Consider the following 13,271-nt stretch of genomic DNA (forward strand, 5'->3'; position numbering starts at 1 on the left):
CCCGCTCGGCATTGCAATCTCGTGGCTTTATCGTCCCTGCGGCCTATCCTTGAGGATGAAGCCGTACGTCTCCATTCCGAGAATTCTTGCCCTGCGTGGCGCGTTGCTGGTCGCAGCCTGCGCTCTGTCTGTTGGATGTGGTTCGGAGAAGACTTCGCCCTTCGAGCGGTTTGAGCGTCTGCCGACGATTGCCGAACTGGTGACCGTCGACCTGGGCGAATACCACATCCCGGTGCCCGTGGAGCCCACGGCGGAGTCGAGCCCCAGCTCAGCCACACAGGTGCAGATCGAGTTTCGCCTGCACGCAGCCGTCTTGCCTCAGCACCAGGCGACGATGATTAGCAATTTCGAGCGGCTAGAGGGTCGCCTTCGCGATCGGGTAATTCACGTATGCCGGCACGCGTCGGCCGAAGAATTGCTGGACCCCGAGTTGTCGACGCTCAAGACCGAACTTTCCGATTCGCTCAAGCCGTTTATCGGCAACGCCCGGATCGAACGCCTCCATATCGAAGACCCACAGGTGCGACGACTGTGATCGACTGCCAACAAGCATCCGCGCGACGCCCATCGTGCCACGGACTATTCGTGGCGTTGGTGGCGGTTGCGATGTTCGGACTTCCGACGCTCACCCTGGCGAGTGGTGGGGGTGGGCATGCCGCACCCGCGAAACCAAAAGAATCGGGTGGTCACGGTGGTGGCCATGGTGCTGCCGAAGAAGCTCCCGCAGTCGAGCAGCAGGGCAACGCCTTCAAGCTCGGCGAGTTCACGCTCAAGGTGTTTCGGCCCGTCGAGCGCGAGAAGGCGACGCTGCATTTCGTCATCTGGGTAGAAGTCGATGAGGAGAAGGTCGCTGGGTTTGCAGACCAGTGGATGCCGCGCCAGCACCGCGTTCGTAACCAAGTGATCACCTCTGCGCGGCTGGTGCACCCCAGCGACTTTGACGACCCCACGCTCCACGCCTTCCGCCGCCGCATCTACCTAAGGCTTCGTCGCGCGGTTCCCGAGCTTCCGATTAAGGAAGTATTCATCACCGACTTTAGTTACATAGTCGAGTAGCTAGCGGCGGGCGCATTGACCCGGGTTTGTCTCGCCTGTTAGCATAAAAGCTTGGGACGGCGGAACATGCGGCATCTGACGCCGTGAAGCGATTGCTTCGGTGGTCTAGGCGGCGTCCCTTGCGCATACGGCCTTCCTTGGCCGCGGAACCTTGGCCCCCCTCTCTCGAATCGCGGAAGTGACGATGATGCACCTCGCCCGATTGGCTTTCTCTCGCTTCCCCTGGTACGCGTGTCTCGTTGCGACACTCCTTGTTACGATGCCAGGGTGCATGAAGACCGAGCCCAGCGGTTCGAGCGAGCCAGCAGCCTCGGACGACGTTGACGACGCGGAAGTCGTCGTCGAGGAAACGATCGTCGAGACGGGCGACGCGGACACCAAGACCAGCGCCGCCAAGCCGAAATCCGAAACCGACAACGACGAACTCTTTGCTCCGCTCGAGCCCTACGACCCTCCGACGCTCGAAGAGATCGACGCCGCCGCGAACTGGCAAGATCGCAAAGTGGCCGAAGGTCGCGATCTGCTCCGCGAGGTGCTGAAGAACCATCCCCCCATGGTGTCGGCCGAAGAAGCGATGGCGATGAAGAACGACTCGGACGAAGCGAACGAGAAGATCTACAGCGTCGTCCGCCAACTCCCCAAGAGCGACGATCCAGCAAGTGACGATGTCGATTGGGACGCCACCTGGGTACACCATCTCCCGGCCGACCTGAAAAGCCTCAATCCGGTGATGATCAGCTCCGCCTACGAGATGGAGCTCTTAGAGCTCACCGGCCTGCAGCTTATCGGGTACGACGCCGAGTTCACGCCCTTCGCTCAGGCGTGGGCCGTCAAGTCGTGGCAATCCAGCGAAGACCACATGATGGACAAATTCGTCCTGCGCGACGATCTGACCTGGTCCGATGGCAAGCCGATCACGGCGCACGATTTTGTGTTCTCCTTTCAGACCATCATGAACCCTCGCGTCACCATTCCGGCGGTGCGCTCTGGTACCCAGAATTTGAAATGGGTCGAGGCCTACGACGACTACACCTTGGTGATCTTCCACAAAGAGGCCATGGCGTCGTCGACTGAGAACCTTCAGTTTCCGATAATTCCCAAGCACATCTACGAAGGAAGCGTCGACGAGGATCCTACCCTCGAGAATAGCGACTATCACTTGAAGTTCCTCAATAAGCCTCTGACTAGCGGGCCGTACGAATACAAATCGCGGGCACGTGGCCAGAATATCGTCCTTTCGCGCCGCGACAGTTGGTGGCAGAAAGACGGTAAGGCGATTCGTCCCCGTCCTTACTTTAAAGAGATCCGCTGCGAGGTGATCGCCGATCCGAATACAGCGCTGCTCGCACTCAAGTCGGGGGAGGTCGACGATACTCGAATCACCGCTGAGCAATGGTTAACACAAACCGATTCCAAGGACTTCTACGACAAGAATACGAAGGTCCGCGGGCTGGAATGGTCGGAGTTTCATGTTATCTGGAACATTGAGCGTCCGTACTTCACCGATCCCAAAGTCCGACGTGCCTTGGCACTCGCTTTTAATCATCAAGAGATGCTCGACAGCATCTTGTATGGCCTCGCGGCCCCCGGAAGAGGGCCATTCCACCCGAATGGCTGGATGGCTTCGAAGAAGCCGCAGGCCTATCAGCGTGACCTGGATGCGGCCGAAGATTTGCTGGACGAAGCTGGTTGGGAAGATAGCGATGGTGATGGCATCCGCGACAAAGAAATCGGGGGGCAGCTCGTGCCATTCCGCTTTACCCTACTTAGTTCCGAGACACCACTATCGATCAAGTGTTGTACACAGATGAAGACCGACCTCGAACAAATCGGGATCGGCGTCGAAGTGAAGCCGACCGAGTTCACGGTGTTGCAGGACAAGTCGCTAAAGCACCAATTCGACGCGATGATCGGTGGCTGGACCACTGGTACCGATCCATCGACGCTCGACAACGTGTTCAAAACCGGCGGCGGGCGGAACTACGGCGGCTATTCCAACGCACGCGTGGACGAACTCTTTGAACTCGCGCAGCGCGAGTTCGACCGCGCCAAGCGGGCCGAGTACTACGCCGAGATCCACGACATCCTGTGGGACGAGCAAGCTTACATGTGGCTGTTCTATCGTCCCACGTTGTTCGGACTCAACAAGGATATTCGCGGGTTCAACTTCAGCCCGCGTGATCCCTACGGCGTGAGCCCTGGCATCAACGGCATCTGGAAGACCAAGTAAGCCACCGCGCCCTGGCCACCACGACGCCATGATTCATTACATCATCCGCCGATTGCTGTTGGGCGCGCTGACCTTGGTGCTCATCACCTTCTTGGTCTACGCCCTCATCCGCTTCATGCCGGGCACGCCGCTCACGCTCAACCAAGCGGTGGCCGACCCCAGCATGCAAATGAGCGAGGCCGACATCAAGCGGCTCGAAAAGGCCTACGGTCTCGACAAGCCGTGGTACCTGGGCTACTTGGACTGGATCGGAAAGCTGGCGTCGTTTGACGGAATGCGGCCAAAGTTTGACTTGGGCCGCAGCATTTCTCGCAAGCAGCCCGTCGCTACGCTCATCGGCGAGCGAATCGGCAACACGCTGATCCTCACGCTCTCTTCGCTCGTCCTCACCTACCTGCTTTCCATTCCGCTGGGACTATGGATGACGGCTCGCGACCAAACGGTCGCGGTCAAGTCGACGAGCATCGTGCTCTACATGCTCTACTCGCTCCCGTCGTTCGTCGCCGCGCTGTACTTGCAGATCATTTTCGCAGTGAAGCTGGGGTGGCTCCCGCTGCGTGGAATCACGGCGGTCGGGCACGCCGAGATGTCGGTGTTCGGGCAGGCGTGGGACATCTTTTTACACGCGCTGATGCCGGTGATCTGTTTTACGTACGGATCGCTCGCTTACTATTCGCGATTCATCAAGTCGAACATGCAGGAAGTGATCCGTCAGGATTACATCCGCACGGCAAAGGCCAAAGGGCTCGGCGAACGGTCCATCCTGGTCAAGCACGCCTTTCGCAACACACTGATTCCCCTGGTCACACTCATTGGCCTCACTCTTCCTAGCCTGTTGAGTGGTGCCATTCTGCTGGAGATGATCTTTAGCTGGCCCGGCATGGGGACGTTGTTCTTCGAGTCGCTCAGCGAACGGGATTATCCCACCATCATGGGTCTGACCCTCATGTTCAGCGTGCTCACGCTCGCTGGGCAATTGCTCGCCGACATCCTGTACGCGGTGGTCGATCCGCGAGTGACGTACAAGTAAATTTTTCGCAATGACGCAAGCAACGCCCACCATCGAGAAGAGCAAACTGCCGAAGTCCCCCGGCTTCTGGCAGGAGACGTGGTCGCGTTTCCGTCGCCGTCCGACGGCGATGCTCGCCCTCGCGTTCGTGGCGTTCCTGGCGCTGGTGGCGATATTCGCTCCCGCCATCGCGGGGACCAAACCCATTGTCTGCAAGTACAAAGGCCATCTCTACTTTCCGGCGATGGGGTACTTCAACGCAGGGTGGGAGAATCCCATCTTCATGAAGGATCGCTTCCGCAAGCGATTTACGCCCGAGAAGTTCAAGGAAAAGGATCCCGACAGTTGGGTCATCTGGCCCCTGGTGTTCCAGGACCCCACGCGTCGCGTGATGGCCAACGAATGGCCCGATCAGCCCGCCAATCCGATCGGCGCGGATGGCAAGCCAAGTTGGAATAATTTGTTCGGGACCAACCAGCAGGGTATCGACGTCTTCGCCATGATGGTTCATGGCACGCGGATCGCGCTGCTCGTCGGATTCGTATCAATGGGCATCGCGGCTTCGATCGGCATCGTCAGCGGTGCGCTCGCGGGATACTTCGGCGGGTGGATCGACATCGTTATCAGCCGCATCATCGAAGTGGTGCTCTGCATTCCGTCGTTGGCACTGATCCTCGCGTGCATCGCTATCGTCCCCAACCCGACCATCTGGCTCATCATGGCCGTGATTGGTTTTACGCGCTGGACCGACATTGCACGGCTCACCCGCGCGGAGTTTCTCCGCCTGAAAGAAGCCGACTACGTGATGGCCGCCAAGAGCCTCGGGGCAGGGCAGTTCCGCATCATCTTCAAGCACATCCTCCGTAATGGCCTCGCCCCCGTGTTGGTCCCCATCACGTTCGGTATTGCGGCAGCCATTCTCATCGAGAGCGGCCTCGCGCTACTTGGCGTTAGCACCTCGTCGTCCGGCGCAAGCTGGGGCAGCGTCCTCCGCGAAGGCCGATCGACCATCGAACAAACCTGGTGGCTCATCTTCTTCCCCGGCATGGCGATCTTCCTCACGGTACTCGCCTACAACCTAATCGGCGAAGGCCTACAGGAAGCCACGGACCCGAGGTTGCGAAGCGACGCGTGAGATAGCCACGATCAGATAGCCACAAAAAGGATGAAAAGACACAAAAAGGATTGATTGCAAGGCGAGTTTATTGAAGGGGGTATGCAATGTATGGGCATCCGATGTTTGGTGAGGTAAACGCATTGTGTGATGTGGTTCGGGAGACGAGCTTTGCGATGCACCGGTACTTTCGAAGTGGGCATCTGGAGAAGGTGTATGAAAACTCATTGGCGAATCGACTCCGAAAGCTTGGATTACACGTCGAGCAGCAATACCCACTCGCAGTGTATGATGAGGATGGCACCATCGTCGGTGACTACTTTGCAGACCTGTTCATCGACCACCAGCTCATTGTCGAACTCAAGGCAGCAAGAGCCGTTGTCAACGAGCACGTCGCACAGCTACTCGGTTACCTCCGCACCTCCAAGATCGAAACAGGCCTGTTAATTAACTTCGGCGCCGAAAAGCTATACATCAAGAAGTATCTACTGACCCCGTAGCCAGTTTCCTTTTCGTGCATTTTCATCCTTTTTGTGGCCATCTTGAATGACCTCTACAGCCCCCGTCATCGACATCCGCGACCTTCGCACCTACTTCCACACCGAGGAAGGGACTGTGCGGGCGGTGGATGATATTTCGTTTCGCATCGAGCGCGGGCGAACGCTCGGCATCGTCGGCGAAAGCGGGTCGGGCAAGAGCGTCACGTCGCTCTCGATCATGCAGCTACTCGCGTCGACCGCCGAGATCGAGACGGGCAGCATCTCGTTCCTTGGCAAGGACCTCGTCAAACTGCCCGAGCCCGAGATGCGCCAGATTCGTGGCAAAGACATCAGCATGATCTTTCAGGAGCCGATGACCTCGCTCAACCCCGTGTTCACGGTGGGCGATCAGGTGGCCGAGGCGATCGTGCTGCATCAGAAAGTCTCTAAGGCCGAGGCCCGCGAGAAGACCGTCGACCTGTTTCGCGAAGTTGGCATTCCCGACCCCGAGTCACGCGTCGATTATTACCCGCATCAGATGTCGGGCGGGCAGAAGCAGCGTGTGATGATCGCCATGGCGCTCTCCTGCAACCCGCAGCTGCTCATCGCCGACGAGCCCACCACTGCGCTCGACGTCACGATCCAGGCGCAGATCCTCGACATCCTTCGCCGGCTACGCGATACGCGTGGCATGAGCATCCTGTTCATCACCCACGACCTGGGCGTCATTGCCGAGATCGCAGACGACGTGCTCGTGATGTATCGCGGCAAGATGGTCGAGTACGGCGACGTGCTGCAAATCTTTGAGAACCCACAGCATCCTTACACCAAGGGCCTATTGGCTTGCCGGCCGCGGCTCGACACGAAGTACCGCTTGCTGCCAACGGTGAGCGACTTCATGGAAACGCGGACTATCGACACGCCCGAGGGTCCCGACGTCGAGATCATCGAGAAAAAACTCGACGACGTGCGACTCAATGAGTTGATGACGCACGGCCGAGGTCGTCTGCTGCATCCTCGTGCCGAACTCGAAGCGATGGGCCATCCGTGGGAAGAAGGGCATCATTCGCCCGACTCGACGATGGTGCCCGATGACGAGAAGCCACTGCTCGAAGTGCACGACCTCCAGGTTCACTTCCCGGTGCGCAAGGGGGTGTTCTCACGCGTCGTGGGGCACGTCAAGGCCGTCGATGGCATCAGCTTCAATGTTTACCGCGGGCAGACGCTCGGTCTTGTCGGCGAAAGCGGTTGTGGGAAGACCACCACAGGCCGCGCGCTATTGCGACTCGTCGACGCCACGGGTGGCCGAGTGCTGTACGACGGGCGTGAGGTGCTGTCGCTCGGTTCCGACGCCATGCGGGCGATGCGGCGGCGGATGCAGATCATCTTTCAGGATCCGTACGGATCGCTCAATCCGCGCATGACCATCGAGTCGACGCTCACCGAGCCGATGATCATCCACGGCCTTGCGAAGAACAAAGCCGAACGCCGCGACAAGGCCGCCGCGCTCTTGGAAGAAGTCGACATGAAGCCCGAACACCTGCGGCGCTACCCGCACGAGTTCAGCGGTGGGCAGCGGCAGCGCATCTCGATCGCCAGGGCGCTCGCCGTCGAGCCCGACTTCATCATCTGCGACGAGTCGGTCTCGGCGCTCGACGTGTCGGTGCAGGCCCAGGTGCTAAATCTGCTTAAGAAGCTTCAGGAAGTTCGCGACTTGACCTACATTTTCATCAGCCACGACTTGTCCGTGGTGAAGTTCATGGCCGATATGATGGCCGTGATGAACGAGGGCAAGATCGTCGAGTTCGGACCCAGCGATAACATCTACGCGATGCCCAAGCAGGATTACACTCGCAAGTTGATCGAAGCCACGCCGCGAGATAGCATCGAGCACATCCGCGAGTTGAAAGTGGCACGCGATAAACTTCGCAGCGGGAATTAATTCATCGTAGCCGGATTCGCAAGAATTCGGGCGACTCAAGGTGCAGCCCCGAATTCTTGCGAATCCGGCTACAAGCATTCCGCGCAAAGCATGATGCCCCTGATCGAACCTACCACCGACCGACTCCTCTTGCGTCAGTGGCGTGACGACGATTTCGATGCGTTCGCCAAGTTGAGTGCCAGTTCGGTGGCGATGGAGTTCTTTCCCAAGTGCCTCGGCCGCGAGGAGAGCGACGTTCAAGCCGAGAAGTATCGGCAGCGCATCATCAACCAAGGCTGGGGGTTCTGGGCGGTTGAACTGCGGGGCGTTGCGCCATTCATCGGCTTCGTCGGACTCAATCGTCCCGACGCCAGTTTGCCAGTCAGCCCCTGCGTCGAGATCGGTTGGCGGATGCTTCCCGAGTATTGGGGGAAGGGATACGCTACGGAAGCCGCGCGAGCCGCGCTGCGTGTCGGATTCGAGCAACTGGAGTTGGAAGAGATCGTCTCGTTCACCGCGACGATCAACGTCCGGTCGCAGCGTGTGATGCAGCGGCTGGGTATGCAGCACGATGGCGAGAAGTTCGACCACCCGCTCGTCCCGGACGACAGTCCGCTGAAAGAGCACGTGGTCTACCGACTGTCGCGCGAGCGTTGGTTGCAAAACGAAGGAGCCTAAGCATGGACGAATCGAACGACCCCCGTGTCTACTTCGCCGCCGAGCGGACAATGCTCGCCTGGCTCCGCACCGGCATTACGGTGATGGGGCTTGGGTTTCTTGTTGCAAGGTTCGGCATGTTCCTGCGAATGGTGCGCGGCGAGATGGGAAGTCACCCCGTGGCGTCCAGCGTCATCGGCATCGCGTTCGTCGTGCTCGGCACGATCATGGTCGTCCTCGCCGCCATCCAGCACCGCCAGTTCGTCCGCGAGTTCCGCGGCTCGTTCCCACCCACCAGCCAATGGCCCGCCTTAGGACTCTGGGTCTCTGCACTCATCGCCATCTCCGGCGCGGCACTTGCGATCTATCTCGCGGCGAGTGTGGTGGGGCAGTAGTAGTCTGTAAGGCCGCCACCGCTTATTGCGCGAAAAAAAACCGCTGACAAACGCCAGGCTTCACCATTAAGGAAGCCATCGACGTTCGTCAGCGGTGTGAAGTGCTATCGGAAGTCTTCCACTCACTCCGAAGGAGCCATCGCCAGCGCCTTGAGCGCCTCGAGCGAGGCCACGACGTCTTCGCGGGAGACCTCGTCCCACTTCGACAGTTTGTGAGCAAGGATCGCCAGCTTCATCGCTTCGAACGCATCGGCCAGGTCGTCCGGCAGTTCCTTGAGCGATTCGAACGGACGGGTCTTGGGGGCTGTGCTCTTGGGGGCGGCGGGCATCTCGTCGAGTTCGCTGTACTCGCTCGACTCCGAATCCGATTCGCTCCGTTCGGGGCTGTCGGTTTCGGGATACTCGTCGTCGTCAGGATCGGCCACCGCGGCGAGCTCGACACCATTCGCAGCGTCATGTTCGGCTTTGGTCATGATGGAGGTCGACACGTTCGTGTCGTCGTCGGACTTGCCGTGCGCCTTATCGCGGGCCTTTCGCATCTGCGAGATCGACCAACCTTTTTGCAAGGCACCTTCGAGCCACAGTTCTGCATCTTCCCAATCGAGCGCGGCGTGGAAGTGACTCCAGTACAAACCAGCGTAGCCGTCGTACACTTCGCCGAAGCGATCGAACACGCGGCGAAGCCGGCCAACGTGCTGGCTGGTGACTTCACCTACCATCGCGGCCCACGCTTCGTCGGAGTACTCGCTCACTTCTTCGCCAGCGGCCTGCTTCGCAGCACGCCACTCGCCAATGATGCGACCCTTCTCCCAGTTGGTAGTACTGACCAGGGTGTGCCACTTGCCAACGAAGGCACGCGAGGCGTCGTCGACCTGGCCGGGGATCGAGAGGTTATCGGTAATGGGGGGATCGGCCTGGGACATGTTGCCTCCTGCACGCGGGCGAGAATGTTTCGAGTCAAACGCACCGCGGACAACGCCACTCGTTACCCGCGGGGCGGCGATTCTAACACGCCCCGGAAGCCGGCGCACAGGAGTTTGCAATCAACTTCGTTCGAGAAATTTCGAGGCGTCACGATACGTGCGAATCAATCGTTAATATCGCGATCGCAGCAAAAACATTGAAGTTGCGAGGGCCCCTCGCGCGCGTGGAAAAGATGTCGATACCGCGCCAGCCGTCAGAGTTTAACAATGAAATCGAGCCCCGCCCCCACGACCCCGCCCAGGTTTGGGCGGGGCTATGGGGCGCAAGCTATTCAGTCACCACAGGCGCTTTTTCGTCGGAGTCGAAGCCGCACCCTTTGTGCGCGCCATCGCAAAACGGGCGTCGCGAAGATTCACCGCAACGACACAGCGCGATCGCTGGCTTGTCGGCGGGGATGATGAACTTGTTGCCTTCGGAGTCGGTTAGTTCAAACGGCCCTTCGACGACGAACGGACCATTGGGACGCATGCGGATTTTGACGTCGGCCATGAGAGAGGTGTCTCCAGCGTTGGATGTTGGCGGATGGAAGCCGAGTGCATTGGCGCGGCTTCCGTTGGCGAGTGGCAAGCAAAGAGGCTACCACCATCCACAATGTAGAGCACCTGCAACCGCGCGACCATCCTACCGCGGCCCAGATGTCAGAGCCCGCACTAACGCGACTCCGCAGGCGCGGCTGCGGGGGCTGGCTCGATGACCGTGGGTTCCGCAGCCGGTTCGATCGCGCGGCCAGAGGCTGCCGCCACGGGATCGGGGAGCTGGGAATTCCGAAGCACGAACAGCACTTGCACCGGTTGCTTCTCGCCGAGCGGTGCGTTGGCAACTTGACCCGCTATCTGTTGCTGAGGCGTCTGTGTGACGTAGCGATTGAGTTCCGCAAGCTGCTGCTTCTTGTCGGCGGAAGCGTACTCGCTCTTCGACAGCACCTTGCCATCCTTCGACTCCAGCATCGGCAAACGATACCCCTGCGCCGCCTCCTTGGGAGCCGTGTTGTAGAAGTACCAGTCTTCGGGCCGCGCGAGCCGCCGAGCCTGTGCCCGCTCGACGTAGTTCGCGCGTTGCTGAGTATCGTCGACGTCGCCGCCACGCGCTTGCTGTTGCATTTGCATCCGCGACTCCTCAGCAAGCTTCTCGGCGAACTCGTTGTCCGCTTGCCGACTGAGTGGCGCTGCCTCTTGCGCCGCTTGTTGCTCGTTTTGAGCAACCAGGGGAGCCGCCATCGAGCGCTGCATCGACAGCTGCTGCTGAATCGCGAGCTCGCTCACCGGTTCGATGGTAATCGACTGGAAGTTACTCGGATCCTGTTGCATGGCAGCCAGGCAGCCCGCGATTTGATCGGCGGTGGCGTCGACCAAGATCGTTTCGCCCTCGAGCGAGCGCTGGTTCGCGTCGGCGAGCGTGTCGGCCATGGGGGCGTCGTAGGTCTCCTCTTCGCCGCCGCGAGTGAGCGGTTCGCGACTTCGGAAGTCCCTTTCGGTGTCGGGCACTGCAAACCGGCTCGAAGCAATTTCCGGTGCTGGCGCCTCAGCGCCCCGCGCCACGGTCGGCGCGTTGTTGCTTTGGTAGTTGACCGAGTTGCGTAGCTCGATCTGCTGACGCACGGGTTCCGCCGCGGCGAGCCACGTGTCGGTTGTCTCGTCGACAACGATGCCGTTGCCCGTTAGCAGAGTGTTGATTTCTTTCTCGCGAAGCGACTCGGGTGGCACGTCGCACCACACGATCAGGTACGTGTTTTCGGCGGGCGCCACTGCTTCGGCCATCATGGTGTCCGCAGCGGGAGCTGGAACCTCCGCGGCCGGAGCTGGCGGGGCCTCGGCGACGCTGGCGAAATCCGCGGCCTCGGGCGTCGATTCGGGCGTCGGAGCCGCTGCCGTTGCCGGCGCGGGTGACGACTCCATCGCGAGTGCATCAAGGCCTTCGCCTTCGGCGGCTTCACCACGCGTGGGTGCATCGAACGTCGAGCCGACCGTGGCATTGTCGGGCTTGGGTGCGTTCGCGGCGTCGGGAGCCGCCATGACGATCTCACCACCTCGCGCTGGAGCTTTCGCGAGCGGCGAGTTTTTGGCGACCATTTGGTCGGGCTCGCGGGGCACCATCATCATGATCGCCACGGCCGCGGCAATCGCCGCTGCCGACCACCACCATCCGCGCGACGAACGGCCAAACGGCAGCGAAGGCATCGCATCGCCGTGACCATTGGACTCGTGATGGGGAGTGGCAGGAGCCGTGTTGCCTCGAGCGTCGTCCAATCGCTCCGCTAACTTTGCCGTCCATTCGGCCGGCACCGACGCACGAGGCAACGCTTGCACCGCACTGGAAACGCCACGCAATTCTTCGACCAGCGCCCGCGCTTCCGGATCGCTCGCCAGCCACTCCTCGACGGCGCGCAACTCGTCCGCCGTGAGTTCGCCATCGATATAGGCGCTCAGCAGCTCGTCGTCAGGTTGGATAGGAGAGTGGGACACAGGTGGGGATTCAGTCGTTGGAAATAAGGCGAGCCGGGAGCGTAAGCGACCGGAGGATATGCAAGCGAGTTGCTAGTCCACCATCGTTGCTAGTTTCTCTTTCAAACAAGCACGTGCGCGAAACAGTCGGCTTCGCACGGTGCCTATGGGTATATCGAGTATTTCGGCAATTTGTTCGTAGTCGCAACCTTCCAATTCTCGCAGCACCACCACGTGGCGGTGTTCGTCGGCCAGTTCGGCGATGGCTGCTTGCACGCCGGCAACCCGCTCGGCCGTCTCCAGCGTTTGGCTAGGAGACTGGTCGAGCCCCGTCGGTTCCATTCCGCGAGTGCTATCGTCGTGGTCCATAATCGTCAGTGGCCGCCGCTTGCGTCCTTCGCTCATCGCCAGGTTGAACGCAATGCGGTACAGCCAAGTATAGAACGCGGCAGTTTCCTTGAACGAATCGAGCTTCACGTACGCTTGCACGAACGCGTCCTGCGCGATGTCGAGTGCATCGTCGTCCGAACCCATCAGGCGGGACAGGGTATTGTAGAGTCGATCCTGATAACGCAGCACCAACTCGTCAAACGCCCCGCGCTCCCCCTTCCGGGCTCGGGCAATGCAATCGGCGTCGGAGTGTTCGCTAGCCAAGGTCCGTTACGTCCGATGTTCGAGTATTTGACGCTAGCCACGGGGGATAAGTTCCGCCCAACTGACTGCGGAAATGCGCGAAAAACCACGGGAGGTACCATTTTTCTCCCAATCTCGCCCGCAAGTCAAACCACCGCGAGCAAAACCGGCACCCCACGCGCGCAATTCCCCTACACCCGAGAGTACGCACGAGCCTCAATAAATGTTCCCACAACCACCGCCATCAAATTTGCCCCCAGGGCGGCGGTCGGCTCGTTCCTCGCCTCTCTTCCCCTGGGCTGACATGTGCGGCCCCTTCGGGGCAATTGCATGGAACAGCAATCCTGCAATC

General features: G+C 60.1%; 13 protein-coding genes. 9 read left to right on the forward strand and 4 right to left on the reverse strand.

What is annotated here, in order from left to right:
- Positions 1-55: 55 nt before the first annotated feature.
- From SH292x_RS01785 to SH292x_RS01825, 9 genes are all read left to right on the forward strand, one after another.
- Positions 56-535, forward strand: coding sequence for a hypothetical protein (locus SH292x_RS01785; RefSeq protein WP_442483862.1), 480 nt, complete (start codon positions 56-58; stop codon positions 533-535).
- On the forward strand, positions 532-1,056 hold the full coding sequence (locus SH292x_RS01790) for a hypothetical protein (protein WP_442483863.1): 525 nt from the start codon (positions 532-534) through the stop codon (positions 1,054-1,056). The genes SH292x_RS01785 and SH292x_RS01790 overlap by 4 nt, the downstream gene beginning before the upstream one ends.
- Before the next feature lie 271 nt (positions 1,057-1,327).
- Positions 1,328-3,286, forward strand: a complete 1,959-nt coding sequence (locus tag SH292x_RS01795) for a peptide-binding protein (protein ID WP_442483864.1) — start codon at positions 1,328-1,330, stop codon at positions 3,284-3,286.
- Positions 3,287-3,314: 28 nt separating this feature from the next.
- Positions 3,315-4,316, forward strand: a complete 1,002-nt coding sequence (locus SH292x_RS01800; RefSeq protein ID WP_442483865.1) for an ABC transporter permease — start codon at positions 3,315-3,317, stop codon at positions 4,314-4,316.
- Between the two features lie 10 nt (positions 4,317-4,326).
- Positions 4,327-5,430, forward strand: a complete 1,104-nt coding sequence (locus SH292x_RS01805; RefSeq protein ID WP_442483866.1) for an ABC transporter permease — start codon at positions 4,327-4,329, stop codon at positions 5,428-5,430.
- A gap of 101 nt (positions 5,431-5,531) precedes the next feature.
- Positions 5,532-5,909: a GxxExxY protein gene (locus tag SH292x_RS01810; RefSeq protein ID WP_442485885.1), complete on the forward strand. Its 378-nt coding sequence runs from the start codon at positions 5,532-5,534 to the stop codon at positions 5,907-5,909.
- A 46-nt stretch (positions 5,910-5,955) separates the two neighbouring features.
- Complete coding sequence (locus SH292x_RS01815; protein ID WP_442483867.1) at positions 5,956-7,830, forward strand: ABC transporter ATP-binding protein; 1,875 nt, start codon at positions 5,956-5,958, stop codon at positions 7,828-7,830.
- 90 nt (positions 7,831-7,920) lie between these two features.
- Complete coding sequence (locus tag SH292x_RS01820; protein ID WP_442483868.1) at positions 7,921-8,487, forward strand: GNAT family N-acetyltransferase; 567 nt, start codon at positions 7,921-7,923, stop codon at positions 8,485-8,487.
- Positions 8,488-8,489: 2 nt separating this feature from the next.
- Entirely contained in the window at positions 8,490-8,861 is a 372-nt protein-coding gene (locus SH292x_RS01825; protein ID WP_442483869.1) for a YidH family protein, read from the forward strand.
- A 122-nt stretch (positions 8,862-8,983) separates the two neighbouring features.
- Here SH292x_RS01825 and SH292x_RS01830 read toward each other — a convergent pair whose 3' ends face one another.
- From SH292x_RS01830 to SH292x_RS01845, 4 genes are all read right to left on the reverse strand, one after another.
- Positions 8,984-9,784: a hypothetical protein gene (locus SH292x_RS01830; protein WP_442483870.1), complete on the reverse strand. Its 801-nt coding sequence runs from the start codon at positions 9,782-9,784 to the stop codon at positions 8,984-8,986.
- A gap of 328 nt (positions 9,785-10,112) precedes the next feature.
- Complete coding sequence (locus SH292x_RS01835) at positions 10,113-10,334, reverse strand: CDGSH iron-sulfur domain-containing protein (protein ID WP_442483871.1); 222 nt, start codon at positions 10,332-10,334, stop codon at positions 10,113-10,115.
- Positions 10,335-10,495: 161 nt separating this feature from the next.
- The gene (locus tag SH292x_RS01840; protein ID WP_442483872.1) at positions 10,496-12,307 is read right to left on the reverse strand and encodes an anti-sigma factor family protein; all 1,812 of its coding nucleotides are present in this window, start codon (positions 12,305-12,307) and stop codon (positions 10,496-10,498) included.
- 72 nt (positions 12,308-12,379) lie between these two features.
- The gene (locus tag SH292x_RS01845; protein ID WP_442483873.1) at positions 12,380-12,940 is read right to left on the reverse strand and encodes a sigma-70 family RNA polymerase sigma factor; all 561 of its coding nucleotides are present in this window, start codon (positions 12,938-12,940) and stop codon (positions 12,380-12,382) included.
- Positions 12,941-13,271 lie beyond the last annotated feature (331 nt).

It is taken from the genome of Aeoliella fuhlenseeensis, from assembly GCF_052161615.1.
Classification (GTDB): domain Bacteria; phylum Planctomycetota; class Planctomycetia; order Pirellulales; family Lacipirellulaceae; genus Aeoliella.

Excerpts from the sequence above, each read along its gene's own strand:
- SH292x_RS01785 (WP_442483862.1), top strand. The coding sequence starts at position 56 with ATGAAGCCGTACGTCTCCATTCCGAGAATTCTTGCCCTGCGTGGCGCG.
- SH292x_RS01795 (WP_442483864.1), top strand. The coding sequence starts at position 1,328 with ATGAAGACCGAGCCCAGCGGTTCGAGCGAGCCAGCAGCCTCGGACGAC.
- SH292x_RS01800 (WP_442483865.1), top strand. The coding sequence starts at position 3,315 with ATGATTCATTACATCATCCGCCGATTGCTGTTGGGCGCGCTGACCTTG.
- SH292x_RS01805 (WP_442483866.1), top strand. The coding sequence starts at position 4,327 with ATGACGCAAGCAACGCCCACCATCGAGAAGAGCAAACTGCCGAAGTCC.
- SH292x_RS01810 (WP_442485885.1), top strand. The coding sequence starts at position 5,532 with ATGTTTGGTGAGGTAAACGCATTGTGTGATGTGGTTCGGGAGACGAGC.
- SH292x_RS01815 (WP_442483867.1), top strand. The coding sequence starts at position 5,956 with ATGACCTCTACAGCCCCCGTCATCGACATCCGCGACCTTCGCACCTAC.
- SH292x_RS01820 (WP_442483868.1), top strand. The coding sequence starts at position 7,921 with ATGATGCCCCTGATCGAACCTACCACCGACCGACTCCTCTTGCGTCAG.
- SH292x_RS01825 (WP_442483869.1), top strand. The coding sequence starts at position 8,490 with ATGGACGAATCGAACGACCCCCGTGTCTACTTCGCCGCCGAGCGGACA.
- SH292x_RS01830 (WP_442483870.1), bottom strand. The coding sequence starts at position 9,784 with ATGTCCCAGGCCGATCCCCCCATTACCGATAACCTCTCGATCCCCGGC.
- SH292x_RS01835 (WP_442483871.1), bottom strand. The coding sequence starts at position 10,334 with ATGGCCGACGTCAAAATCCGCATGCGTCCCAATGGTCCGTTCGTCGTC.